Source organism: Bradyrhizobium sp. ISRA430 (assembly GCF_029909975.1).
Classification (GTDB): Bacteria; Pseudomonadota; Alphaproteobacteria; order Rhizobiales; family Xanthobacteraceae; genus Bradyrhizobium.
Genome location: NZ_CP094516.1, coordinates 4,686,070 through 4,710,206 on the forward strand (window position 1 = coordinate 4,686,070; position 24,137 = coordinate 4,710,206).

Annotated in this window: 17 protein-coding genes; 2 read left to right on the top strand and 15 right to left on the bottom strand. The window is 61.8% G+C overall.

What is annotated here, in order from left to right:
• Positions 1-25: 25 nt before the first annotated feature.
• From MTX21_RS22385 to MTX21_RS22420, 8 genes are all read right to left on the bottom strand, one after another.
• Positions 26-2,065 carry an FAD-dependent oxidoreductase gene (locus MTX21_RS22385; RefSeq protein WP_280966843.1) on the bottom strand — a complete coding sequence of 680 codons (2,040 nt, stop codon included), beginning with the start codon at positions 2,063-2,065 and terminating at the stop codon, positions 26-28.
• Between the two features lie 26 nt (positions 2,066-2,091).
• Positions 2,092-3,549 carry an NAD(P)/FAD-dependent oxidoreductase gene (locus tag MTX21_RS22390; protein WP_280971413.1) on the bottom strand — a complete coding sequence of 486 codons (1,458 nt, stop codon included), beginning with the start codon at positions 3,547-3,549 and terminating at the stop codon, positions 2,092-2,094.
• 1,230 nt (positions 3,550-4,779) lie between these two features.
• On the bottom strand, positions 4,780-5,727 hold the full coding sequence (locus MTX21_RS22395) for an MBL fold metallo-hydrolase (protein WP_280966845.1): 948 nt from the start codon (positions 5,725-5,727) through the stop codon (positions 4,780-4,782).
• Positions 5,728-6,011: 284 nt separating this feature from the next.
• Entirely contained in the window at positions 6,012-6,758 is a 747-nt protein-coding gene (locus MTX21_RS22400) for an SDR family oxidoreductase (protein ID WP_280966846.1), read from the bottom strand.
• A gap of 100 nt (positions 6,759-6,858) precedes the next feature.
• Positions 6,859-8,064 carry an NAD(P)/FAD-dependent oxidoreductase gene (locus tag MTX21_RS22405; RefSeq protein WP_280966847.1) on the bottom strand — a complete coding sequence of 402 codons (1,206 nt, stop codon included), beginning with the start codon at positions 8,062-8,064 and terminating at the stop codon, positions 6,859-6,861.
• A gap of 55 nt (positions 8,065-8,119) precedes the next feature.
• Positions 8,120-8,950, bottom strand: a complete 831-nt coding sequence (locus MTX21_RS22410; protein WP_280971136.1) for an alpha/beta hydrolase — start codon at positions 8,948-8,950, stop codon at positions 8,120-8,122.
• Between the two features lie 253 nt (positions 8,951-9,203).
• On the bottom strand, positions 9,204-10,154 hold the full coding sequence (locus tag MTX21_RS22415; RefSeq protein ID WP_280971137.1) for an AraC family transcriptional regulator: 951 nt from the start codon (positions 10,152-10,154) through the stop codon (positions 9,204-9,206).
• A gap of 1,258 nt (positions 10,155-11,412) precedes the next feature.
• Positions 11,413-11,616, bottom strand: a complete 204-nt coding sequence (locus MTX21_RS22420) for a hypothetical protein (protein WP_280966848.1) — start codon at positions 11,614-11,616, stop codon at positions 11,413-11,415.
• A gap of 206 nt (positions 11,617-11,822) precedes the next feature.
• On the opposite strand from MTX21_RS22420, the gene MTX21_RS22425 reads away from it, so the two are divergent.
• Positions 11,823-13,199 carry a leucyl aminopeptidase family protein gene (locus MTX21_RS22425; protein WP_280966849.1) on the top strand — a complete coding sequence of 459 codons (1,377 nt, stop codon included), beginning with the start codon at positions 11,823-11,825 and terminating at the stop codon, positions 13,197-13,199.
• The gene (locus MTX21_RS22430; RefSeq protein WP_280966850.1) at positions 13,192-14,034 is read left to right on the top strand and encodes a C40 family peptidase; all 843 of its coding nucleotides are present in this window, start codon (positions 13,192-13,194) and stop codon (positions 14,032-14,034) included. Before MTX21_RS22425 ends, MTX21_RS22430 begins: the two co-directional genes overlap by 8 nt.
• Positions 14,035-14,161: 127 nt before the next feature.
• Here MTX21_RS22430 and MTX21_RS22435 read toward each other — a convergent pair whose 3' ends face one another.
• The 7 genes from MTX21_RS22435 to MTX21_RS22465 all read right to left on the bottom strand — a co-directional run bounded on the left by MTX21_RS22435 (position 14,162) and on the right by MTX21_RS22465 (position 24,092).
• A complete protein-coding gene (locus MTX21_RS22435) occupies positions 14,162-15,250 on the bottom strand; it encodes a winged helix-turn-helix domain-containing protein (protein ID WP_280966851.1) in 1,089 nt (362 codons plus the stop codon).
• A 344-nt stretch (positions 15,251-15,594) separates the two neighbouring features.
• Positions 15,595-17,232 carry an ABC transporter ATP-binding protein gene (locus MTX21_RS22440; RefSeq protein ID WP_280966852.1) on the bottom strand — a complete coding sequence of 546 codons (1,638 nt, stop codon included), beginning with the start codon at positions 17,230-17,232 and terminating at the stop codon, positions 15,595-15,597.
• 3 nt (positions 17,233-17,235) lie between these two features.
• Entirely contained in the window at positions 17,236-18,414 is a 1,179-nt protein-coding gene (locus MTX21_RS22445) for an ABC transporter permease (protein WP_280966853.1), read from the bottom strand.
• Positions 18,414-19,523 carry a microcin C ABC transporter permease YejB gene (locus tag MTX21_RS22450; protein WP_280966854.1) on the bottom strand — a complete coding sequence of 370 codons (1,110 nt, stop codon included), beginning with the start codon at positions 19,521-19,523 and terminating at the stop codon, positions 18,414-18,416. Before MTX21_RS22450 ends, MTX21_RS22445 begins: the two co-directional genes overlap by 1 nt.
• On the bottom strand, positions 19,520-21,400 hold the full coding sequence (locus MTX21_RS22455; protein WP_280966855.1) for an extracellular solute-binding protein: 1,881 nt from the start codon (positions 21,398-21,400) through the stop codon (positions 19,520-19,522). Before MTX21_RS22455 ends, MTX21_RS22450 begins: the two co-directional genes overlap by 4 nt.
• A gap of 14 nt (positions 21,401-21,414) precedes the next feature.
• Positions 21,415-23,325 carry an extracellular solute-binding protein gene (locus tag MTX21_RS22460; RefSeq protein ID WP_280966856.1) on the bottom strand — a complete coding sequence of 637 codons (1,911 nt, stop codon included), beginning with the start codon at positions 23,323-23,325 and terminating at the stop codon, positions 21,415-21,417.
• Between the two features lie 212 nt (positions 23,326-23,537).
• Complete coding sequence (locus MTX21_RS22465; RefSeq protein WP_280966857.1) at positions 23,538-24,092, bottom strand: c-type cytochrome; 555 nt, start codon at positions 24,090-24,092, stop codon at positions 23,538-23,540.
• Between the last annotated feature and the right edge of the window lie 45 nt (positions 24,093-24,137).

Sequence of the window (24,137 nt, forward strand, 5' to 3'; positions counted from 1 at the left end):
CGATGCTGATCAAGCACCTCTTTGTTCAAGGCTTCACGCGATGCCTTCGAGCATAGTCAAAATTTGGCCGGTAGCGCCCTGAGCCGCGTAGGAGCCCACTGGTTTCCATGCGCGTCGTTCGCGGGCTGACCCTCTCGGCAGGCGCGACACGAGGTTCACTGATCCGAGTCCCCATCGCCCTGAGAACATCCGTCATCAGGGCGAAAGTGCGCTGCGTGTCGGCCGATCCCTCAGGGGCGGCATCGCGGAGGCGATCGCTTGCCGCGAGCAGGCGCCGGGCCACTGCTCCCGAAGCCTGCTGGAGCAGCCAGTTTGAACCGCTAGGCTCGTGACGCGAAAGCAAAGCAACTGCCAGATTCTCGAGGCTCACCACCATATCAGCCAGGTATCTTGGCGGGATCAACGCCAGCATTGAGAGAGGTGTCAGGCTCTCTTCCGGGTCCTTGCTCGCCAAATCACGGACGCCGGCATTCACCGCTGACCAGGCCAAAGCAGCATAGGCAAGAGGAAGCAAAACGAGCTTCGCCGCCGCAAATTGTGCCGAGCTGGGAAGGTCGCAGAGCGCGACAGAGATGTCGGACTTTCCATCCGTTTTTTTCACCAACTCGTGTGCCGCGTGGAGGCCGCTCAAGACTGCCGACTCAACCGTGGCCATATTCACGTCGTTGCGACAGAAATCGCCGGCGAAGAACACGTTCTGCAACTGCTCAGGATAATATGGTTCAACCAGCAATTGCTCGGAATTCATGTCATTGAGAAACAGTGGATGAGTGCGGTTATTTTGGGCAAGTGATTTCGAATAATCGATATTGCTTTTGGGGTCTCCCCATTCGTCACCCGGCTCTACCGAAGGCAGGTACCTTGCCAACTCTTGCAACATCAAATGGCCCCAAAGCTTGTCGTCGCCCGCGGGATAATGGCTCGCGTCAGATGCGGCCAGCACCAGAACCGTCCGTGGTTTCTCGCTCAAATCGGTCCACAGTTGTGAGATGTCGATGAAGGTCAGGTAACCACGAGACGCGGCCAACCCGACGTGCTCGCGAGGGATATCGGGAAGCCTCTCGTTGAAGACCACGGTCACAACGAGAATATTCGCCGTTCTCATGCGTTGGAGCTCGGACAGTTCCGGGATGCGATGAACGATAGTTCGTTCGGGCCTGCCCTTCATCACGAGGTTTGCAAGTTCGGGAGCAGGTACAGCCAACACGATATTCGCGTGCGTCGCCTTCTTGCCGTTCGCCAGGGTGAGCTCTATCTTGTTGTCATCTGCGAGCTCGACCTTGTCGACCGGAGCAGAGATCTCGACTTTACAGACCTTCTCCAGTTTGTCCCGCCAAGGTTTGATCAACTTCTCCTCGAGGCTTCCGCGCAACAGCCAGGCAAACGGCAAGCCGCGGCTGCCAAGCGAGTGTTTGACGAAGTCCTTGTAGGCTGCAGCAGATGTGTCGCTGCTCGAAGTGCACCAAATTTCGTTCAGAATGGTATTATGCAAATCGGCGCAGTCCTCAGTGGCGTAAGGGCGCGAGTACAAAAAGCCGTTCAAGGACTGTTGCTGAAGGATCGACGAACTAAACGGCTGCGAGACCAAGTCAAGAAGAGTGAAGCCGACCAGAAACATGTCGGGAGTGGGTAGTGCTCCTGACGAGAGATTGTCTATAACGTTCTGCGCCGTGGTTGGGTTCTTTAATTCCACGTACTTTGGTGCGCCGTTGTTCGAATCTCGGGAACCGCGAGGATCAAGCAGAAGCTTGACGCTGAATCGCGGCTCGAAAACATCCTCTCGTTTGATCTTCAGGTCGTCCTTTACGATTCGCCAAAAATTCACGTACCAGTCACAGAACAGATGGGTGTAGACGTCGTGGTACATGCCATCCTTTCCGCTCTTTTTGGAGGAGAGTTGGCCTCCCAACATCGCGTCCTGTTCATATAGCGTCACCTCGTAATTGCGCTCCGACAGGCGCAGCGCGCAGGTCAATCCTGCGATGCCGCCGCCTATGATCGCGACTTCCCTTTCGGACTTCGCCGCTTGGTCAGACTTCTTGCGCTGCGATGCACTGGAGACCACGGGCCTTCTCCTCGAAATCCTGATGGTTAGACCAACAATCCTCGAACTCTGGGATTCTCCCGGCTCAACAATGATGGGCCGAGTTTCGCAGCTCTCTTGGTGATATCGGCCACCCAGGCTGCGTGCCAGTCGGGATCGGCGTCGACCGAGCTTTTCCAGGCGCTCTGCCACACGACCAGGTCGTCGAGCATTGCTTGGTTGCCGATCGTCCCCTGGATGACGAGGTTTCGCAGAGCGTTCAGCGCGCCTTCGCTCAGGTAGTGGAGGATACTTGCCCCGATCTCTCGCAAAATGCCGAGAGGATGCACGTTCAAGCCTCCGAAGCCTGCGCCTGCAGTACGGGCAAAGTCTTTGCTGGCCATTGCCCTTTCGCAGCCGCGCATTGCCGACCGCATCCAAAATTCACGGAAGTGCCAATTCCGCATCACCGCGGCGCAGAAGCCGAGGAAGAGCATGCCCGGATCGAAGTAGGATCGAAATTCGCGCTCGAAGGTCGCCAGGAATGAGGCATCAAATTTTCCGAGCTCGAGGGATTTTAGTAAGGTCGAGGAGGCGATCAAAGCCGACTCCATGCCTTGCGTGATGCCTTCGCCGGTCATCGGATCGGCGAACGCACCGGCATCGCCGATCAAGACTCCGCCGTCGAAATAATTCGGACCGACCCCGCCATACATCTTCACAACACCACCGATCGGCTTGCTGACCAATTTGATGCCGGCGCAGCCGGGATGTCGGATCCTGAGTCTCTCGATTGACGCGGCGAAAGCCTTGGGCACGGAATGACCGTGCCGGCTGCAGGTCTCACTGAGCGTGCCGACTCCAATGTTCGCCCTGCCTCCAGCCATGGGGAACAACCAGCCGTAACCGGGCACGATGTCTTCATCGAACCAGACGGTTGCTTCACCATCCTGTACCGAAATTCCTTCGACATAGGCACGCTGGGCTATCGAGATGTGAGCGCGGTCGTTCGATTCGAGGTTGAACGCCCTGGCAACAAGCGATTCCGCGCCATCCGCACCTACGATCAGCCGTGATCTAAGTGTGAGGTCGGTGTCCTTGGCTCGCGCATTGACATGGATCAAACCATCTTCACGTCGGATTCCACCTGCGGCGTAGCCGGCATACACTTTGGCCGACATGGCTCGCGCGCGGTCTAAAAGATGCTGGTCCAGGATATGGCGGGGCACGACAAAGCCGTGGGGCGGTAACCCGTGGTCGGCTTGATAGTACGGGATCGCACCGCGAAAACCGAGCTTTGGGCCGAAGTAAATGCGGGTGGATGTTATCGGCGACAGCGACGCGACGTTCAGTGCCTCGCGAACTCCCATGCTCTCCAGGATTCGCAGTCCTGCGGGTTCGACAAAATCGCCACAGACCTTTTCGCGTGGAAAGATGGCACGCTCGATGACGGCCACACGCACGCCACGCCGAGCTAGCGACCACGCGACTGTGGAGCCCGCCGGACCGCCTCCAATGACGATCACGTCATAAAGGTCAGAATTCGACAAACGAAATCCCCCGATGACATCGAATCAGGATTTCAGAGCAAAGGTGGTGGCGTCAAGCGACGATTGTTAAAATGCAATTCCTTCGGGAGCAGTGCAAAAACGGCTGATCTGGTCGACCAAGTTAACACCGTGGCGACTTGCCCAACACCCGCTTAGGCTAAGGCCCGGCCGAATATGAGGGCGTAAGGCCGCTGAATGCAGCCGCCGCGGATGAGAGCAGGAAGCCGCTCAATCAAAATAGCTGACAGGCAGGACGTCGACAAGGATCGAGCAAAGTTCGCGTTGTCCTCGGGGGCAACGCCCGGGCGCGAGTGCGTTTGCGAAGGCACGCCGCGCATTCAGTCATTCGCCGCCGCCCGCTCTTCGATAAAGCTCAGATGATGAGGTGTAAGAGCTTGATTTTGCTGATCGAGCGCGACGTCCGCTTTCGGAGGCAGGACACGAGGCAGGTGAGGTCGAGATGTTCGCTTCAAGGTCCTTCACGACACATTGCGCCGCCGTGCGAACTCGATCGCTGACAGGCAAAGCGGACGTCGCCCTCGTCGCGACACGTCAATGGGTTTGCGTCCGCGGCCGAGCTCCGATCAATATTCGATGGCGAGACGATTGCGGATTTCGTCCAGGCGCTTGTCGAGCGCATCGATGGCGTGGCCGAAAAATGTGACCATGCTCCACACGACGTCCATTGCATTTCCTCCCGGCACGCCTGATCTTCGGTCGCCGACGATCTCCGCCGTGCCAGCGAGAAACTCAGGATTTGGAGAGTCCGCGACAATTCGCCATAGAAGCCGCCGAAGTCTTGAAACGGTTTCCTATGCCCGACACATCCTCGGCCGAAAAACGCAAGGGCCATTCCCTAAGGAGGTCCAGTCCCCTGAGCAAATCCGGCGGCGATTATCCCAGTTAATTTCCCGGCCAAGGAGCATCGGCTAAAAACGGTCTTTCCTTGTGACGAGGGGGTCACAATGCCACATCGTAAGTACCGCACACTAGAGCGCGACTGCCGTCTCCAAGCTGCCATCACAGGGCACAAGGAAACCAGAGAAGAGCTCGAAAAAATGGCGCGCGAGTACAAGGCCCTTGCTGACGGGCTGGAGGCGCGTCAGCGAGTGGACCAGCAACCGCCTTCCGGAGAGTAAGGCCGCCTGAGTTGGCGGCCTCTTCTGCTAACGTCACCTCGGCCCTTCCCGCCGTTCCGACGCGTGGTCAGTAGTCCCAGAAGACCGGGACCCAACGATAGGCGTCGCCATCGACCGCCACCCGGCCGACGGAGGGGAACGGCAGGTGAGTGGCCACCAGCATCTCGCCGGTCTCAGCCAGCTCCCGCAAAAGACGGACCCGGACGCGCGCCGCCTCCTCGGGGTCGTGCTCGAAACCGTTGTGCCAGTCGGGCTGGTCGAACCCGACGGTAAACACGGCGTCGCCGGCAAATGTCAGCGCGTCACCGCCGGACGCGAGGCGGACCACGCTGTGCCCGGGGGTATGGCCGCCGGTGCGGCGGACGACGACGCCCGGCGCCACCTCGTGCTCCTCATCGAACTGCCGCAGTTGATTGTGGTACTCTTTCACGAACCGCTTGGCGGCCGACCGAAGCGCGTCCGGGAATCCTGGCGGCATGGAAGTGCGGGAGAAATCGGGCGACTCCCAGAATTTGACCTCTGCGGCCGCCACGTGAATCTGCAGGTCCGGGCGCAGCCGGTCCTTCACCCCGTCGACGAGCAGCCCGCCGACGTGGTCCATGTGCATGTGGGTCAGTACCACGTCGGTCACGGACGCAAGATCGATCCCGGCGGCGTCCAGTCGCTTGATCAACTGCCCGGCCCGTGGCAAGTGCAAGTCGGGGTCGCCTCCCAATCCTGCGTCGATGAGGATGGTCCGACCGCCGCTGCGCACCAGAACCGCGTTCAGCGCCCAGTCGAAAGCGTCCTGCGGCAGGAACATGTCCTTCAGCCAGGCCGCCCGCACCGCCGGGTCGGCGTTGTGTCCCAACATCTTGGTGGGCAGCGGCAGCACCCCGTCGCTGACCACCAGCACGTCGATCTCGCCGACCTTCAGCGCGTAGCGCGACGGAACCAATTCGTCAGGCTTCGATCTAACTGCAGTATCTAGGCTCACGTTTGTCTCCTGCTGAGTGTTGCGGATCGTCTGGTTCATCTTTGAAAACTCCTGCGTTTGATCTGGACGTTCGATTCTGGACGGGTCGCGCTTCTCGCGTGCGAAGCGCGATCAACATTGGTGTTCAGAGATCGGTGACACGATCGGCGTGTCACCGTGATGGTCTATCGAACTTGACTTGCGACTGCCCCAGAGCGGTTGCGGTCCCTATAGGGCGATTGCTGCCAAGGATGCGCCTGCGCCAATCGCCCAGGCTTTCGCGGGACAAAGGCTCACTCGGGCAACAATGGTCGGCGTCGCAATGCGGCCGTACGGTCCTGCAATTAAGACAGTCCCAAGCCACCATCGATAGCGACCACCTGCCCCGTCATCCATTCCGAAGCTGGGCTGGCAAGCCGCACGATCCATTCTGCGACGTCGTCCGGAACGCCGCGCCGCCCGAGCGGGATGCGCGCGCGCTCCTGCTCCTTGATCGCCGCAGCCTGTTCCAAGGACAGCCCCATCATGCCGGTCAGAGCGCCTGATTCCGTTGGCCCCGCCGCGACGGCGTTCACCCGTATGCCAATTGGCGCAAGCTCCAGCGCCCAACAGTGGGTCAGGTGCTCCAAAGCCGCCTTACTGGCTGCATAGTGGGACAGTCCAGCCGCCGGCTTGTGACCGAAGGTGCTTGAGACATTGATGATCGTGCCCCGTGTTGCCTTCAGGTGAGGAAGAGCAGCGGCGGCGAGCAGACTTGGGCCGACCACATTCACGGAGAAAATGTCCATGATCCGATCGGCTGTCGCATCGGCCAGCGGGAGGATTGCCCCTGCGCCCGCGTTGTTGACCAAGGCGTCCACCTTGCCCCAGGTATCGACCGCCTTGGCGATTGTGCGCCTGGCATCTTCGGCCGAGGCGACATCTGCAACGAGACCGGCGATGTTCGCATGCTCGGCAATCGTTTCCTCGACGGGGCCGGGACGGCGGCCGGTCACGAGCACCTTGTCGCCTTGTCCGGCAAACCGTAGTGCCGCCGCCCGCCCGATGCCAGAGCTGCCACCCGTCACGATGACGACCTTTTCACTTTTCATCTTCGATCTCCTTCTTTGGTCTACTGGGCAGTCCAGCCGCCATCGAGCCAGGCTGCCGTGCGCTCGCGCGTGAGTTCGCGGCCGATGTCGTGTGAGACGCCTAGAGGTCAGTCACGCGCTCCGGATCGGCCGAGGCCAGCGCGGCGGCACGCTCGGCGCGCGGCGGATAGATCCAGACGGTGTTGATCTCCTGCTTGGTCTTCTTGGCGACGTCGCCGACCATCTCCACCTTGCGATCCCAGCCGCGGGTGAACAGCGCGCCTGCTTCGCCGAGATCGAGACAGGTGACGTAGGCCTTCTGGTGGTAGGGCTTGGTCGGAACACCCAGGAGCTCGGCGGCGGCATTGTTTCCGGCAAAGGCACCCATCCGCGTGGCGTGCTGGCATGACATCAGCGCGTAATTGCCGACCTCGTCGCATGCTGCCCTGGCGGCATCGCCGGTGGCGAAGACGCCAGGCACCGACAACACGCGTAGGTCGCGGTCGACCAGCAGCCGGCCGAAATTGTCGCGCTCGGCTGGGATCTGCGCGGTCAACGGAGCCGCGCGCATGCCGGCGGCCCAGATCACGGTCGCGCATTCGATGCGTTCGCCGTTCGAAAGCGTGACGCCGGACTTGTCCAGTTCGGCGACGCCAGCGCCAAGCCGGATCTCCACACCAAGCTTGCGCATTGCCTGTTCAATGATCGGACGCGGACCCTCGCCCATGTCGGGAGCGATCACACTGTTCCGATCGACGACGATGACGCGCGTCTTGGCCTCCTTGCCGAGGATCGCGCGAAGCCGCGCCGGCATCTCGGTGGCCGTCTCGATGCCGGTGAAGCCGCCGCCGGCCACAACGACCGTGTCGCGCCCGTTCCTTGCCGGTCGATCGGCCAGACTGTGCAGATGCCGGTCGAGGGCGATCGCGTCATCGAGCTGGTCAACGCTGAAGCCATGCTCGGCGAGACCAGGGATATTCGGACGGAAAAGCCGGCTACCGGTCGCCACAACCACTCGATCGTAGGAAAGACTCTTCTTGGTGCCCTTGGCCGTGACGATCTCCACCGTGCGGGATTTGGTGTTGATCGTCTCAGCGCTGCCTTGCACGTAGACAACATCGATGGCTCTAAGAACATCTTGGAGAGGTGCCGTCAGGGTCTCCGGCTTCGCTTCGTAGAGCCGTGGGCGGACCACCAGAGTCGGCTCTGGCGCGACCATCGCGATCTCGAGCTCTTCGGGTGATGCGCCTCTGATGTCGCGCAGGCGGGCAGCGGAAAGGGCGGCGTACATACCGGCGAAGCCGGCGCCGATGATGACGAGTCGCATATGATCTACTCCTGTGGTTGGGATGCTCGAACGCAAAAAGGCCGCCGGAAGACGACTAGGCCGAGATGAACGAGAGAAGCTCGGCGTTGATGATGTTGGCATGCGTCGTGCACAAGCCGTGCGGCAGCAGGTCGTAGATCTTCAGGATGCTGCGCTTCAAAAGCTTCGCCGAAAGAGGGGCAGAGTCTGCGACGGGCACGATCTGATCGTCCCCGCCATGCAGCACAAGCGTGGGCACGTTGATGTTCTTCAGATCCTCTGTGAAGTCCGTTTCCGAGAAGGCCTTGATGCCGTCATGGTGCGCCTTGGCGCTGCCCATCATCCCCTGGCGCCACCAGTTCCAGATGACCGCTTGCGACGCCTCCGTACCCGGTCGGTTGTAGCCGTAGAAGGGGCCGCTCGCGAAACCGAAATAGAACTGTGCACGATTCGCTGCGAGCTGAGCGCGCAGGTTATTGAACACTTCGATGGGCAAGCCGCCCGGATTGGCCTCCGTCTTCACCATCAATGGCGGTACGGCGCCGATGAGAACCAGTTTGGCTACGCGATCCCTGCCGTAACGCGCAACATAACGCGCGGCTTCACCGCCGCCAGTGGAATGGCCGACATGAATGGTGTTGCGAAGATCAAGATGCTCGACGACGGCTGCGGCATCAGCCGCGTAGTGATCCATATCATGGCCGTCGCTTGGCTGGCTCGAGCGCCCGTGACCGCGGCGATCATGGGCGATGACACGGTAGCCCTTGCCGACGAAGAAGAGCATCTGGGTCTCCCAGTCGTCGGAACTCAGCGGCCAACCGTGGTGAAAAACGATTGGTTGGGCGGACTTCGGTCCCCAGTCTTTGTAGAATATTTCCACGCCATCCTTGGTCGTGACGGAGGTCACGAGATTGGTCCCTCGAGCGCCAGATGTCGAAACATTGGTTTCTTTGCCGGCGGCCGAAGAGGAGCGAACAGTTAAGGAAGCCGCGTAGGTGAGCCCGCTCGCGAGCACGTTTCGCCGCGAGGCTTTTGCAAACTGACTGACGATCCAGGCCATTTGTTCATCTCCATGCAGTAGGCGTGGTCATGAAGATGATTTAGCTAATCAGGGTCCGCGCTGCCCCATAGCGATTGAGGTGTTTGCAGCGCGATTGCTGTTAACGCGATCGTCGCCGCCAATTGCTCGGCGTTTCGCCGGTCAGGCGCTTGAACGCGGCGGCGAAGGCAGTCTGGGAGCCATAGCCAAGCGCCGCTGCGACCGAGACCACGGATGCGTCGGGGTCACGCAGCATGTTCATGGCCTGCTCGAGCCGGTACTGGCGCAGCCAGGCATGGGGCGAAAGCCCGGTGCTTTCCTTGAAGGCGCGGCAGAAATGGAAGCGCGACAGGCCGGCATCGGAAGCCAGCGCATCGAGGGAGACGTCCGCATCGCTGTCCGAGCGCAACCGTTCGATGGCACGGAGCAGGACTTTCGGCGACAACCCACCGATGGTCGGCTGGAACGTGGTTGGCGAGCCGGCGTGCGCAACCAGGAGGCGCGTGGCCAGGAGATCCGTCAACTGATGCCTGAACAGCGTATCCAGGGCCCCATTGCCGTCTATGACATCGGCTGCGCTCAAGAGCAATCGAGATGTAAAGGGGTCGGGATGCGCCGTTCGCTCCATGAGATCGATCGGCGTGGCGATGTCGGCTTCGTTGGCGACGCGCTTCAGCGTTGCGTGAGGAAGATAGAGCTGGACGACATCAACAGGCTTGGGAATATCCCATCGGGAGCTTGATCCTTCCGGAATGATGATCACAACTCCGGGACGAAACGTTCCATTCGTAACTGATCTTCCCGACCGTCGCTCCATGCGCTGTATCATGCCGTTGTAAGCCATGATGACGTGGTGGTTCATGGCCTCGACGACGTCGTGCAATGGTTCATGTTTCCAGTGGGCGATCCCGGCACCGGAGGCGTCCAACGCCATGCGAAATGGTTCGGTCCCGAGCACGCGGGCCATCTCTGCATCGGCACGACGCCCGTCGGCAATCGGAACGTTGCTCGCGCGCGCCTCAGATGCGGCCGAAAGATTCTTCGAAACATCGGACAAGATTGGCTTGCTCATGCCGGTGCATTGTTCGCTTTGGGGGGAGGCCATGCGCTCGCTCGGCGCCGGCTGTCTGTGGGCCGGTACGAGGCCGTTGCTTCTTGTCTGCCCGTATTGGTCCGGTACACGCCGCGTTCTAGGCGCGTAGAACCACGTGATCTTTCCTAAAACGGCCATGCTTTGTCTGATTCTGCTCAAAGTCGCTGTATAGTGCCATGCGCGACTGAAGCCGTGATCAAGCGCGGCCAAGCCTGAAAGAACGCGTCTGCGCTTTCATAGGCGTTCGAGGTGATTGGCCTGAGATGTTGAGCGAACATCTCTCGAAACCGGGACGGGGCCCAAACGACTTTGAAACCGCTCCGAAAATCGTCTTGCAGCGATCGGCCCGGCGTGCTGTCAGGACTCCTTCCGAATCCTGGTGATGATTGTCGTCACAAAGCTACTGAACGCGATAGGCGATGCACCGGTCGACGGAGTTGATCGAGAAGGTCAAACCTAATTTCTCTCGCTGGTAGGTTGCGGATCGACGACGGTTATCGGGCTCTACGCTGTCAACCGCCTGCGACAATGGACAGGTCGGCTGTCGAATGAACAGCAGACCCAAACCGCTGCGATTGGAGACTTGCGATTTGACAGGAGCTGAATGACCACACGATGCACGAGGGATCGCGGAAATGTGTGATGGGAGGAGTTTGAGGTTACGCTATAGTTTAAGCACGCGCTCCTGGGGCGGATACACAGAGGAGCTGTTGCCATGACCAGAAGCATTGTCGTCGGTCTTGCTATCCTCACTCTCTCTACGTCCGTCGCTTTGGCCGCTCAGCGGACTCATCATCGCAACGTGATGAACGCACATGCCAGCATAGCCGCGACCCCAATCGTGGCGCCCGGTGGTGTCAGCAGCAGCGACCATGCCTTGTATCTCCGAAATCTACGTGAGTCCGGGTACAACCCGAAGAACGATTACGCGAACGGGCTCATGAGGACGCAATAGCGGCAGGTCTGGTCGTCCGCGACCACAAGGCAGCGCGACATCTAATCTAAACCAAGAGCCGCGATCATCGAATTTTCACTCTGCTGAGGGTGGCGCCTTGATCGCGCGGTCGTCGGACGACACCGACAAGACTTAAGGCCGCCTCAGTTGGCGACCTCTTTCATTTTGGAAGTCAGCTCATGACCCTTCGCGACATATTGCGCGGCCCCGCGCGCCCGATCGCTATTGGGGCGAAGCTGACGTAGCCACCAACGAGTTTATCGGTACACGGCCGAGCTCCGATCAATATTCGATGGCGAGACGCTTGCGGATCTCGTCCAGGCGCTTGTCGAGCGCGTCGAACCGCGCATGGACGGAGCGATCGTGAAGATAGAAGACGTAGCCGCCTGCCAGGAACGCGAAGATCCAGTGGTGGTGCTCGACATAGCCAAAGATCGCTTCGATGGCGTGGCCGAAGAATGTGACTATGCTCCACACGACGTCCATTGCATTTCCTCCCGGCACTGCTGGTCTTCGGTCGCCGGCAATCTCCGCGCCGTTCCGCGACCGTGCACGGAACCTAGCATGACGCCCCGGAGGCGAGTAGCGGCTTGCCGAGCGGTGCTCGCAAAGCCGATTGCAGGCGCGGCGAAACTCTGCGAAGTCTCTTGGCCGCCACACTGCCTCTTTGATCTGACGATCCGGACCTGCCAATGCCCTCCGTCTTCGAGACGTCCCCGACCGCCATCCCGATCACTTTCGTCACCAAGTCGACTTGGGACGCGGTTTGCGAGACGCTGCCGCCGGCGCAACGGCAGTTCGCCACCGCGAGCGCCTTTACCGCCAAGCCGGGGACCTATCTCGCGCTGCCCGCGCCGGACGGCGCGATTGCGCAGGTCCTGTTCGGCCTTGAGGACAACGGCGCCCGATCGCGCGATCTGTTCCGGCCGGGTGCCTTGCCGGGCCTGTTGCCGCCCGGCAGCTATCGCTTTGCCAATGCACCGCACGACGCACGGCTGGCGGCGCTGGCCTTCGCCCTCGGCAGCTACCGCTTCGCCCGCTATCGCAAGACGGACCGGCCCGACGTGCGCCTGGTGCCGCCGGACGGCGTCGACGCGGTTGAGATCGACCGGGTCGCCGATGCCGCGATGCTGGCGCGCGACCTCATCAACACGCCGGCCAATGACATGGGGCCGGAAGAACTGGCCGCTGCCGCGCAAGCGCTCGCGGCCGAGTTCGGGGCCAGCTTTGCCTGCACTGTCGGCGAGGATCTGAAGGCGAAAAATTTTCCGCTGATCCATGCGGTCGGCATGGCCTCGGGCCGCGCACCGCGGCTGATCGACATCGGCTGGGGCAATCCTGGACATCCCAAGGTGACGCTGGTCGGCAAGGGCGTTTGCTTCGATACCGGCGGGCTCGACCTGAAACCGTCGAGCGGCATGCTGATCATGAAAAAGGACATGGGTGGCGCCGCCAACGTGCTGGCGCTCGCGCGCATGGTGATGGATGCGAAGCTGAAGGTGCGGCTCCGCGTGCTGATCCCGGCCGTGGAGAATGCGGTCTCCGGCAACGCCTTCCGTCCGCTCGACATCTTCCCCTCGCGCAAGGGCATCAGTGTCGAGATCGGCAACACCGACGCGGAAGGACGCCTGGTGCTCGCCGACGCGCTGGCGCTGGCCGACGAGGAGGAGCCGGATCTGCTGATCGATCTGGGCACGCTGACCGGCGCGGCGCGCGTTGCCCTGGGGCCGGATCTGCCGCCGTTCTACACCAATGACGAGGCGCTCGCCGCCGACGTCGCGCGCTGCGCCGCGAAGGAGAACGATCCGTTATGGCGCATGCCGCTGTGGCCGGCTTACGATGCATGGCTGGACTCCAAGACGGCCACCATCACCAACGCACCGTCTGGCAGCTTTGCCGGCTCGATCACCTGTGCGCTGTTCCTGCAACGCTTCGTCGAGCACGCCAAAAGCTGGCTGCATGTCGACATCTACGGCTGGACGCCGTCGGCCAAGCCGGCGCGCCCGGAAGGCGGCGAATGCCAGGCCGCACGTGCCCTCTACACATTGCTGAGCCAGCGCTATGCATGATCCGCGGCTGACGCCGGCGCGGGGCGACCTCGCCGCCAAATATCTCGAAGGCAAGGTCCAGGCCGATCGCTTCGTCAGCGGCGAGGAATTCGAGGTGATCGAGGCGATCGCGCCGATGCGTGAACGCCCGTCATCGGACGCGATGCTGATGACACAGGCGCTGCGCGGCGAGCGCGTCACGATCTACGATCGCAACGGAGAAGGCTGGGCCTGGGGCCAGCTTGCCGACGACGGCTATGTCGGCTGGCTGCCGGATGCGGCGCTGGCGCGGCCCGGAACCGCGCCGACCCACCTGGTGAGCGCGCTGCGAACGTTCGCCTTTCCCGGTCCCTCCATCAAGCTGCCGCCCGCGGACACGCTCGTGCTGGGATCGAAGATTGCCGTGGCACGCGAGGACGGCGACTTCGCGGTGACGCGTGAAGGGACATATGTGCCGAAGACGCATCTTGCCGCACTCGATCATCGCGAGCCGGATTTCGTCGCGGTCGCGGAGCGTTTCGTCGGCACGCCCTATCTGTGGGGCGGCAAGAGCAGCCTCGGCATCGATTGCTCCGGTCTCGTGCAGGTCTCGCTGACATCAGCAGGCATCGGCTGCCCACGCGACAGCGACATGCAGCAGGCCGGCCTCGGCCGCGCGCTCGCGCCACACGAAGCGGACAGACTGCGACGCGGCGACCTGATCTTCTGGAAAGGCCATGTCGCGATCGTGCGCGACGACAGCACCATGGTTCACGCCAACGCGCATCACATGGCGACCGTGATCGAGGCGATCGAGCCGGCCATCGCGCGGATCAAGCAGGCGGGCAGCGAGGTCGCGGCGATCAAGCGGCTCTAAAGCGCGATGAGATCGGGACGAATCGTCATCGCTCTTTAGGTTATTGTTTGAGCATGATCTTTTCGCAAAGTCGCTTCACACTTTTCCGGATCATGCTTTAGGGCGTGCACATACCCGTAAGCCGAGATCAACTCATGTAAGCTTGAAAGGTCGCGCCGATATTTAACGAGCGGCTACACTGTTCGATGGCTTCTTCATATTGACGGAGGTGCAGGTGTGCAACGCAGAGAAGCCGCGCCGTGATGCTATCCTGCAAGACGGCCAGATTTGTTCGGTCGCCGTCGAACCGATCCGACCAGATGTCGCGGGTGGTCTGAAGATCGGTTAGCGATACGTTGATCCAGACCTGGTCTCCGTTGCGTCTCACCGCGCCGTGGACAGCCCAGCGGATGCCGAGATCCGTCCCGAGCTGCTTCAGATCAATCGGCTTGTTCTTGTAGGTCAAGGCGGTCTCGCGTCCAATGACGAAAGTGGCGGGCATTCGCGCGAGACCAGTCGTCAAATCTGTCGTGATGGCGTCGGCAAAGCGGTCCTGCTCCGGATCGTTGTTGAGGTTGACGAAGGGCAACACCACGAGAGAGAGACGAGGCGCGATCTCGGGCCTGGCCGTCGGTTGTCCCTGGATCTTTTGAGCTTCCCGAACGACGTCGGCACGGATCGCCATCCAGACATTCCAATAACCGGCAAAGCCGCCGGCAATCGCGCCGATGGCGGCAACCGACGCCAGCGCTCCGCCGACGAACTTCAAAGGACTTCTGAGGTGACCCAGCCAGTCACGGAATCGCCACTTGCCAGCTCCTTTTTCAGAGAGATCTCGGACCGAAGCCGCGGCCTTGCCGGCTGTGCGGGCAAGCTTTGGCGGTTCTGCGAGGGCGGCTGAGACCACCGCATTTCCCGAGCACCGATCCTCATCGTGTACAGCGCCCACGAAACGAAAGCCCTTTCGTGGAAATGTCTTGATGAGACGTTGTTGCTCGCCGGAGTCGCCGATCGCGCGTCGGACGGCGTTCAGCCGGGTCGTCAGCGCCGCATCAGATACGATGCGCCCCTTCCAAATCGCGTTGATGAGATCATCCTTGCTGACGACGCGATCCCTGCTTCTGATCAAAAATTCGAGCAGGTCGAGAACCTGCGGCGTCGTCCGCACAACAGCGGGCCCGCGCCGCAACTCGCGCCGATCGGTGTCCAACACACAGTCCTCGAAGAAATAGCGCATGGCACCATTCCCCAGGCTTGCCCTCCATCCACCGAGAGCGCGGCAGCGATTGACCGGCGAGAATAAGCCTTCGGGAGGGAAAATGTAAGCCGAATATCAAGTGGGACGGCTATGCCCGGCCATGATGCTGCGGAAGGTTCAACGCCTGGTAGCGGCTTTCCTTGCGGCCCATCCTTCGAGACGCCCGCTTTTGGCGGGCTCCTCAGAATGAGGTCTTGTTTCGCGGCGAGATCTCAGACCCCTCATGGTGAGGAGCGCCGACTTACGGCGCGTCTCGAACCATGAGACCGAGCACGCCGACAGCCTCCAAAGGGCCACATGCGATTTCCCGGAAATGACGGAGACTACGTCGCTACCGATCCATCCCCGGCCGTCTCCAGCCGGAACGCAGCCGCAAACAACGCGCGGGTGTAGTCGGTTTTGGGGTTCTTGAAGAGGTCCGCCGCCTGGCCTTCCTCGACCACCTTGCCGCCGCGCATCACGATGAGATGGCTCGCGAGCGAGGCGACGACGCGTAAGTCGTGCGAGATGAACATGTAGGTGAGATTGCGCTTGCGCTGAAGCTCGCGCAGGAGGTCGACCATCTGCGCCTGGAACAGCATGTCGAGCGCGCTGGTCGGCTCGTCCAGCACGATGAAATCGGGCTCGAGCACGATCGCACGGGCGATGCTGATGCGCTGGCGCTGCCCGCCGGAGAATTCATGCGGATAGCGGAAGCGCGTCTCCGGGTTGAGCCCGACATCCTCCAGCGCCTTGACGACGCGGGATTCGCGCTCCTCGCGTGACAGCTTGGGCTGATGCACCGACAGCCCTTCGCCGATGATGTCGGCGATCGACATACGCGGGCTGAGCGAGCCGAACGGATCCTGGAACACGATCTGCATGTCGCGCCGGAACGGACGCATCTCCTTGAAGCGGAGACCCTGGATGTCCTCGCCTAAGAACACGATCCTGCCGTTCGAGGAGATCAGCCGCAACAGCGCCAGCCCCAGCGTGGTCTTGCCCGAGCCGGATTCGCCGACGACGCCGAGCGTCTCGCCCTTGCGCACGGCGACGCTGACGCCGTCGACCGCCTTGATGTGGCCGACCGTCTTGCGCATCAAGCCGCGCTTGATCGGAAACCAGACCTTCAGCTCATTGGCCGACATCACCACCGGCGCACCCGGCTGCGGCGGCGCCGGGTCGGGCTTCGGCTCCGCGGCCAAGAGGTCGCGCGTATAGGGATGTTTCGGGCTCTTGAAGACCTGCTCGACCGGTCCCTGCTCGACGATCTTGCCGCCGTTCATGACGCAGACATGGTCGGCGATGCGGCGCACGATGCCGAGATCGTGGGTGATGAAGAGCAGGCTCATGCCGAGCCGCGAGCGTATCTCGGCGAGCAGCGTCAGGATCTGCGCCTGCACGGTGACGTCGAGCGCCGTGGTCGGCTCGTCCGCGATCAGAAGATCCGGCTCGTTGGCGAGCGCCATCGCGATCATCACGCGCTGGCGCTGGCCGCCGGAGAGCTGGTGCGGATAGCTCTTGAGCCGGGTTTCGGGGTCGGGAATGCCGACCTGCGTCAGCAGTTCCACCGTCCGGCGGCGCGCCTCCGCATTGCCGGTCGGATTGTGGAGCTGGATGATCTCGCCGATCTGCGCCTCGATCGTGTGCAGCGGGTTGAGCGAGGTCATCGGCTCCTGGAAGATGATCGAGATGTCGCTGCCGCGAATCTCCCTCATCTGCCGCTCGGACTGATCGATCAGCTCGTTCCCCTTGAAGCGGATGCTGCCCGAGGGATGCGAGGCATTCGGATAGGGCAACAGCTTCAGAATCGAGAGCGCGCTGACCGATTTGCCGGATCCGGATTCGCCGACCAGCGCCACGCATTCGCCGCGCTTGATCTGGAACGAGACCTTGTCGACCGCAAGCGTAGTGGCGCCGCCCTGGTGGAAGGCCACCGAGAGGTCGCGCACGGCAAGCAGGGGCTGGTTGATCGCGTCCATGGTCTACCTGAACGTCTTGCGCGGATCGAAAGCGTCGCGCACGGCTTCGCCGATGAAGATCAAGAGCGACAGCATGATCGCGACCGAGAAGAAGCCGGTGAAGCCGAGCCACGGCGCCTGCACGTTGGACTTGCCCTGCGACAGGAGCTCACCGAGCGAGGGCGATCCGGGCGGCAGGCCGAAACCGAGGAAGTCCAGCGCGGTCAGCGTCATCACCGAGGACGACACGATGAATGGCAGGAACGTCATGGTCGCCACCATCGCGTTCGGCAACAGATGCCGGAACATGATCACCGCGTTCGATACGCCGAGCGCGCGCGCGGCCTGGATGTATTCGAAATTGCGCCCGCGCAGGAATTCCGCGCGCACGAGGCCGACCAGCGATACCCAGGAGAACAGCAGCAGGATTCCAAGCAGCACGAAGAACCCGGGCACCAGCACCGAGGACAGGATCAGGAGCAGATAGAGCGAGGGGATCGCCGTCCATATCTCGATGAAGCGCTGGAAGGTGAGATCGATCCAGCCGCCGAAATAGCCCTGGATGCCGCCGGCTGCGACGCCGATGATCGACGATACGATGGTGAGACAGAGGCCGAACAGGACCGAGATCCGGAAGCCGTAGATCAGCCGCGCCACCACGTCGCGGCCCTGATCGTCGGTGCCGAGCCAGTTATATTCGAGATCGCGGCAGCTCTTCAGGCCTTTCTTCTCGACGACCGGCTGACACTGCTTCTCAGTGAGCATCCAGGTCGGCGGCGACGGCGCGGGCGTCGGCAGGTCGAGATTGTGGGTGTCGTAGGAGTAACGGATCAGCGGCCAGACGATGGTGCCGCCCTTGTCCTTGATCAGCTTCTGCAAATAGGGATCGCGGTAGTCGGCCGCAGTCTCGAAATCGCCCCCGAAAGTCGTCTCCGAATAGGTCACGAAGGCCGGCCAGTAGAGGTGGCCGTCATACTTGATCAGGAACGGCCGGTCGTTGGCGATCAGCTCGGCGAACAGCGACACCACGAACAGGACCATGAAGATCCAGAACGACCAGTAGCCGCGCCGATTCGCCTTGAAGTTCTGCCAGCGCCGCTTGTTCAGCGGCGATGGCGCGAACGACTTGCGGGTGATCGGCACGGCTTCGCCGAACGGCGATTTCGACGTGGTCTCGACCGGGGTTGGCGCGGTCAGTGTCATCAGACCTCCCGCGCCTCGAAGTCGATCCGCGGGTCGATCCACATATAGGTCAGATCGGAGACCAGATTGACCACAAGACCGACGAGCGAAAAGATGTAGAGCGTGCCGAACACGACGGGATAATCGCGGTTGAGCACGCTCTCGAAACTGAGCAGGCCGAGTCCGTCCAGCGAGAAGATGGTCTCGATCAGGAGCGAGCCCGAGAAGAAGGCGTGGATGAACGCGCCCGGGAAGCCCGCGATCACGATCAGCATCGCATTGCGGAAGATGTGGCCGTAGAGCACCTGGCCCTCGCCGCAGCCCTTGGCGCGCGCAGTCATGACATATTGCTTGCGGATCTCGTCCAGGAACGAATTCTTGGTGAGCAGCGTCATGGTCGCGAATGCGCTGAGACCCATCGAGATCAGCGGCAGGACCAGGTGCCAGAAATAGTCGATGATCTTCCAGTACCAGGGGAACTGCGACCAGCCGTCCGAGGTCAGGCCGCGCAGCGGGAACCAGTTGAAGAACGAGCCGCCCGCGAACAGGATGATCAGGAGGATCGCGAACAGGAAGCCGGGGATGGCAAAGCCGATGATGATCGCAGCCGACGTCCAGGTGTCGAAGCGCGTGCCGTCCTTCACCGCCTTGCGGATGCCGAGCGGAATCGAGATCAGGTAGGTGATCAGCGTCAGCCAGATTCCGAGCGAGATCGAGACCGGCAGCTTCTCCTTGATGAGCTGGATCACACTGACGTCGCGGAAATAGCTCTTGCCGAAATCGAAGCGGGCGAAATTCCACACCATCAGCGCGAAGCGTTCCGGCGCGGGCTTGTCGAAGCCGAACTGCGCTTCGAGCTTCTTGATGAAATCGGGATCGAGCCCCTGCGCACCGCGGTATTTCGAGTTGATGGCGTCACCACCTGCGCCGACCTGTCCCGGAGCCCGCTGCGCGAAGTCGCCGCCGCCCGAGATGCGCGAACTGCCGCCGGTATCGGCGCCGGAGAGCTGTGCGATCACGCGCTCGACTGGACCGCCCGGCGCGAATTGCACGACGACGAAGGACACGAACAGGATCCCGAGCAGCGTCGGGATCATCAGGAGGATGCGGCGGGCGATATAGGCGCTCATTGTGATTTCGCCTGATCGAGCTTGGCCGCCTTGGCTGAGTCGTGCCACCAGATATCCGGAGCGCCGACGCCGTTCGCATAGCGCGGCAGCTTCTGCGGATGATCGAACTGATCCCAATAGGCCAGCCGGTGCGTCTTGTTATACCATTGCGGCACCCAGTAGCGGCCGGCGCGGAACAGACGGTCGAAAGCATGGCAGGCGACGGTCAATTCGTCGCGACTCTCGGCCGCGATGATCTTCTCGATCATGGCATCAATTGCCGGGCTGGCGATGCCGGCAAGGTTGTACGAGCCCTTGGTTGCCGCGACCTGCGAAGAGAAGAACGAGCGCATGGCATCGCCCGGCGTCGCCGACATGCTGAAACGCTGGATCGTCATGTCGAAGTCGAAATCTTCCTGGCGCGCCCTGTATTGCACGGCATCGACGAGACGCACACTCGCTTCGATGCCGAGCGTCGCCAGGTTCTTGATGTAGGGCGCATGATGCGGCTGGAAGGAGGGCTCGTCCAACAAGAACTCGATCCTGAACACCTCGCCATTCGGCAGCGTCCGCTTGCCGTCCTTGATGGGCACTCCCGCTTCGTTCAGCAGGTGCTGCGCCTTGCGCAGCAGGCTGCGGTCTTGCCCGGAGCCGTCCGAAACCGGAGGCGCAAACGGTGCGGCGAAGACCTCGTCCGGCACCTGACCACGGAACGGCTCCAGCAGCTTCAGCTCTTCCGGTGAAGGAGGTCCGTTGCCCGCCATCAGATCCGAGTTCTGGAACGGCGACACGGTGCGCGCGTAGGCACCGTACATGATGGTCTTGTTGGTCCATTCGAAGTCGAAAGCGTTGATCAAGGCCTCGCGCACGCGCGGGTCCTTGAATTTCTCGCGTCGCGTGTTGATGAACCAGCCCTGCGCACCAGAAGGCGTGTCGTCAGGCACGACCTCGAGCTTGACGCGACCATCCTTCACGGCAGGAAAGTCGTAGCGCGTCGCCCAGATGCGAGAGGTGAATTCCTCGCGGTAGAGATAGTTCTTACCGGTGAAGCCTTCGAAGGCGACATCGCGATCGCGATAGAATTCATAGCGCACGACGTCGAAATTGTAGCTGCCCCGGCAAACGGGCAGATCGGCAGCCCACCAGTCCTTCACCCGCTCGAATTCGATGTAGCGATTGACCTCGAACTTTCCAACCTTGTACGGCCCCGAACCAAGCGGAGTATCCAGAGTCGATTCCTCGAATGTCCGAGACGCATAGTACGCTTGCGAGAAGATCGGCAAGCTCGCGACATAGAGCGGCACATCACGCGCGCGCCCCTTGGCAAAGGTAACAACCAGTGTCGCATCATCGAGCGCTTCGGCGCTGACCATGTCGCGCATCTGCACGATGATCAGTGGATGGCCTTTGGTCTTCAGCGCCGTCAGCGAAAATGCCGCATCGTGGGCAGTCAGCTTCGTCCCGTCATGGAATTTCGCCTCGGGCCGCATGGTGAAGCGATAGACCAGCTTGTCGGATGATATCTGCACGGACTTGGCGGCGAGCCCGTACATCGCGTCCGGCTCGTCACTCGCTCGCACCATCAGCGGCGCGAACGTCATGTCCATGCCTTGCGCGCCGTCGCCTTTCAGGATGAACGCGTTGAGCGAGTTGAAGGTCTGGTAGGACTGGTTGTAGGCGCGCACCGAGGGGATGAGGGAAAACGTGCCGCCCTTCGGCGCGCCGACATTGACGTAGTCAAAGTGGTGGAAGTCGGCGGGATATTTGAGATCGCCGAACGCCGAGATGCCATGGACCTCGGCGGGCGCCTCCGACGCCGCCGCGCCGCGCAGCCAGGCAGCGCTGAGCGCGCCGCCTGCGCCTAGGGCCAGCACATGCCGGCGTGAAAGCTGCGCCATGCGCAAATGCTTCCTCAAGAGCGTTTTCCGTTGCGGGCGGCCTTCTCGGCATCGTACCACCACAGCGTCGGCAAGCCGGACCGGCCATATTTCGGCAGCGGATCGGCATGACTGAAGCGATCCCAGCGGGCGTAGCGCGAGAAGCCGTAGGTGAATTGCGGCACGAGGTAGAAGTTCCACAGCAGCACGCGATCGAGCGCGCGGGTCGCGGCGACCAGCTCGCCACGGTTCTTGGCGTAGATCACCTTCTCGATCAGCGCATCGACCGCGGGATTCTTGATGCCGATGGTATTGCGCGCGCCTGGCATGTCGGCCGCCTGCGAGCCCCAGAACTCGCGCTGCTCATTGCCCGGCGAGAGCGACTCGCCCCACTGATCGATGATCATGTCGAAGTCGAAGCTGCGCAGCCGGTTCTGGTACTGCGCGTCGTCCACCACGCGGATCGAGGCGCTAACGCCGATGCGTTCCAGCGACGGCTTGTAGAACAGCGCGATGCGCTCCGACGAAGGATCCTGCACCAGGATCTCGACCGTGAGCGGCTTGCCGGAGGCGTCGACCAGCTTATGGTCGCGGACCTCGAAGCCGGCCTCCTTCAAGAGTTTCGCCGCCTCGCGCAAGTTTGCGCGCACGGCTTCCGGATTGCCGCCGACCGGGTTCTGGTAGGCCGTGGTGAAGACCTCAGGCGGCACCTTGTCCTTCACGGTCTCCAGGATCTTCAGCTCCTCGCCCTCCGGCAGGCCGGAGGAAGCGAGCTCCGTTCCTTCGAAATAGCTCTTGATACGGGTGTACTGCCCGTAGAAGAGCTGCTTGTTCATCTCCTCGAAGTCGAAGGCGTAGTTGAAGGCCCGGCGCAACCGCGCATCCTTGAACTGGGGACGCCGGATGTTGAAGACGAACGCCTGCATGCGGCCGGAGTCGTTGATCGGAAACTCTTCCTTGATCACCCGCTTCTCGGCCACCGCCGGGAAGTCGTAGGCGGTCGCCCACTGCTTGGCGGAGTTTTCCGCGATCCAGTCGGCCTGGTCGGCCTTGAACGCCTCCAGCGCGACGAGGTTGTCGCGGAAGAACTCGAAGCGCAGCTCGTCGAAATTGTTGGTGCCGATCTGACTCGGAACTTTGGCGCCCCAATAGTCCTTGACGCGTTCGAGCTTGATCGAACGTCCGGCGACGAATTCCTTGATGCGATAGGCGCCCGAGCCGAGCGGCGGCTCCAGCGTGGTCGCGCTGATGTCGCGCTTGCGCCCCTGGGCGTCGGCGCCCTCCCACCAGTGCTTCGGCAGCACGGTGAGTTCGCCCACGATGGTCGGCAATTCGCGATTGCCTGGCGCGTCGAAGGTGAACTTGACCTCGCGCTCGCCGGTCTTCTCAGCCTTCACGACGTGACGGTAGTAGGACGCATACATCGGCGACTGCTTCTTCAGCGTCTCCAGCGAGAAGATCACGTCCTCCGGCGTCACCGGCTTGCCGTCATGCCAGCGGGCCTCTTTCCGCAGGCGGTAGGTCACCCAGGAAAAATCGTCCGGATGCTGCGCGGCCTCGGCCAGTTCGCCATATTCGGTGCCGACCTCATCCTGGGCACGGGTCATCAGGGTTTCGTAGATCAGCGCCGCGGCCGGCGCGAGCGAGCCTTTGATGCCGGCAACCGCAATGTTGAAATTGTCGAACGTACCGAGCGAGATCAGGCGGGCGATGCCGCCCTTGGGCGCATCGGGATTGACATAGTCGAAGCGCTTGAAATCGGCGGGGTACTTGATGTCACCGAACAGCGACAGCGCATGGCGCCAAGGGAGCTCACCTGAAGACAATTCACCAGCCGATTGCGCCTCGGCCGGCCCGATGACGGGAACACCCGCGACGGAACCGAGAGCGGGAATCGCCGCAGCCGCGGCGCTGGTGAGCAAAAGGTCGCGTCGGGTAATGGCCAAATCAACATCCCTGTCTTGAAGGAGGGTCCTTCTTTAAGGTCCCAATATACGGCAAGGTTTCGACCGAATATGTTGCTTTTTCCTCATCTTGGAAGGTCGCCCGGGCCGCCCCCTGCGGCGAAACGCCCCGATAACACCGCCCTACACCCCCCAATATGGAAACGGCCAGGCTTTAAGCCTGGCCGCATATCCAAGATCGGTGCCGAGAAGCCTTACTTCGAGGCGGTCGGCAGCGGCTTCGGGTTGTCGGAGAGGCTGTTGAGATAGGCGATGACGTCGGCGCGCTCGCTGTCCTTCGGGATGCCGGCGAAGCCCATCGCGGTGCCAGGGATGTCGGCCTTCGGATTGGCGATGAACTTGTTCAGCTCGTCGATGGTCCAGGTGCCACCCTTGGCCTTCATCGCGGCAGAGAAGTTGAAGCCGTTGCGGCCCTCGCCCCGGTGGTCGTCAACGATGCCGTAGAGATTCGGACCAACCCGGTTCGGGCCGCCCTTCTCGAAGGTATGGCAGGCGGCGCACTTCTTGGCGGCGGCCGCGCCCTTCTCGACGGAGGCGGTCTGAAGCAGCTTTTCGATCGGCTCGGACGGTGCCGCAGCGGCAGCGGCGCCACCCTTGTCGCCGGCCTCTTCCTTCACGGCGATCTCAAAGCCCGGCTTTTCCGGCATCTTGGGCGAAAACAGCGCCTGGGCGGCGAAGCTCGTCACCAGCAGAATGAGACAGGTGCCGAGCACAGCACCGAGGATCTTATTGAGTTCGAAGGAGTCCATTTCCGGCCAGGCCCCACACCGCAAGAATGACACGGCGGCCCCAAC

Excerpts from the sequence above, each read along its gene's own strand:
- MTX21_RS22395 (WP_280966845.1), bottom strand. The coding sequence starts at position 5,727 with ATGAACCAGACGATCCGCAACACTCAGCAGGAGACAAACGTGAGCCTA.
- MTX21_RS22415 (WP_280971137.1), bottom strand. The coding sequence starts at position 10,154 with ATGAGCAAGCCAATCTTGTCCGATGTTTCGAAGAATCTTTCGGCCGCA.
- MTX21_RS22435 (WP_280966851.1), bottom strand. The coding sequence starts at position 15,250 with ATGCGCTATTTCTTCGAGGACTGTGTGTTGGACACCGATCGGCGCGAG.
- MTX21_RS22455 (WP_280966855.1), bottom strand. The coding sequence starts at position 21,400 with ATGGCGCAGCTTTCACGCCGGCATGTGCTGGCCCTAGGCGCAGGCGGC.
- MTX21_RS22400 (WP_280966846.1), bottom strand. The coding sequence starts at position 6,758 with ATGAAAAGTGAAAAGGTCGTCATCGTGACGGGTGGCAGCTCTGGCATC.
- MTX21_RS22440 (WP_280966852.1), bottom strand. The coding sequence starts at position 17,232 with ATGGACGCGATCAACCAGCCCCTGCTTGCCGTGCGCGACCTCTCGGTG.
- MTX21_RS22420 (WP_280966848.1), bottom strand. The coding sequence starts at position 11,616 with ATGGACGTCGTGTGGAGCATAGTCACATTCTTCGGCCACGCCATCGAA.
- MTX21_RS22430 (WP_280966850.1), top strand. The coding sequence starts at position 13,192 with ATGCATGATCCGCGGCTGACGCCGGCGCGGGGCGACCTCGCCGCCAAA.
- MTX21_RS22405 (WP_280966847.1), bottom strand. The coding sequence starts at position 8,064 with ATGCGACTCGTCATCATCGGCGCCGGCTTCGCCGGTATGTACGCCGCC.
- MTX21_RS22465 (WP_280966857.1), bottom strand. The coding sequence starts at position 24,092 with ATGGACTCCTTCGAACTCAATAAGATCCTCGGTGCTGTGCTCGGCACC.
- MTX21_RS22445 (WP_280966853.1), bottom strand. The coding sequence starts at position 18,414 with ATGACACTGACCGCGCCAACCCCGGTCGAGACCACGTCGAAATCGCCG.
- MTX21_RS22450 (WP_280966854.1), bottom strand. The coding sequence starts at position 19,523 with ATGAGCGCCTATATCGCCCGCCGCATCCTCCTGATGATCCCGACGCTG.
- MTX21_RS22425 (WP_280966849.1), top strand. The coding sequence starts at position 11,823 with ATGCCCTCCGTCTTCGAGACGTCCCCGACCGCCATCCCGATCACTTTC.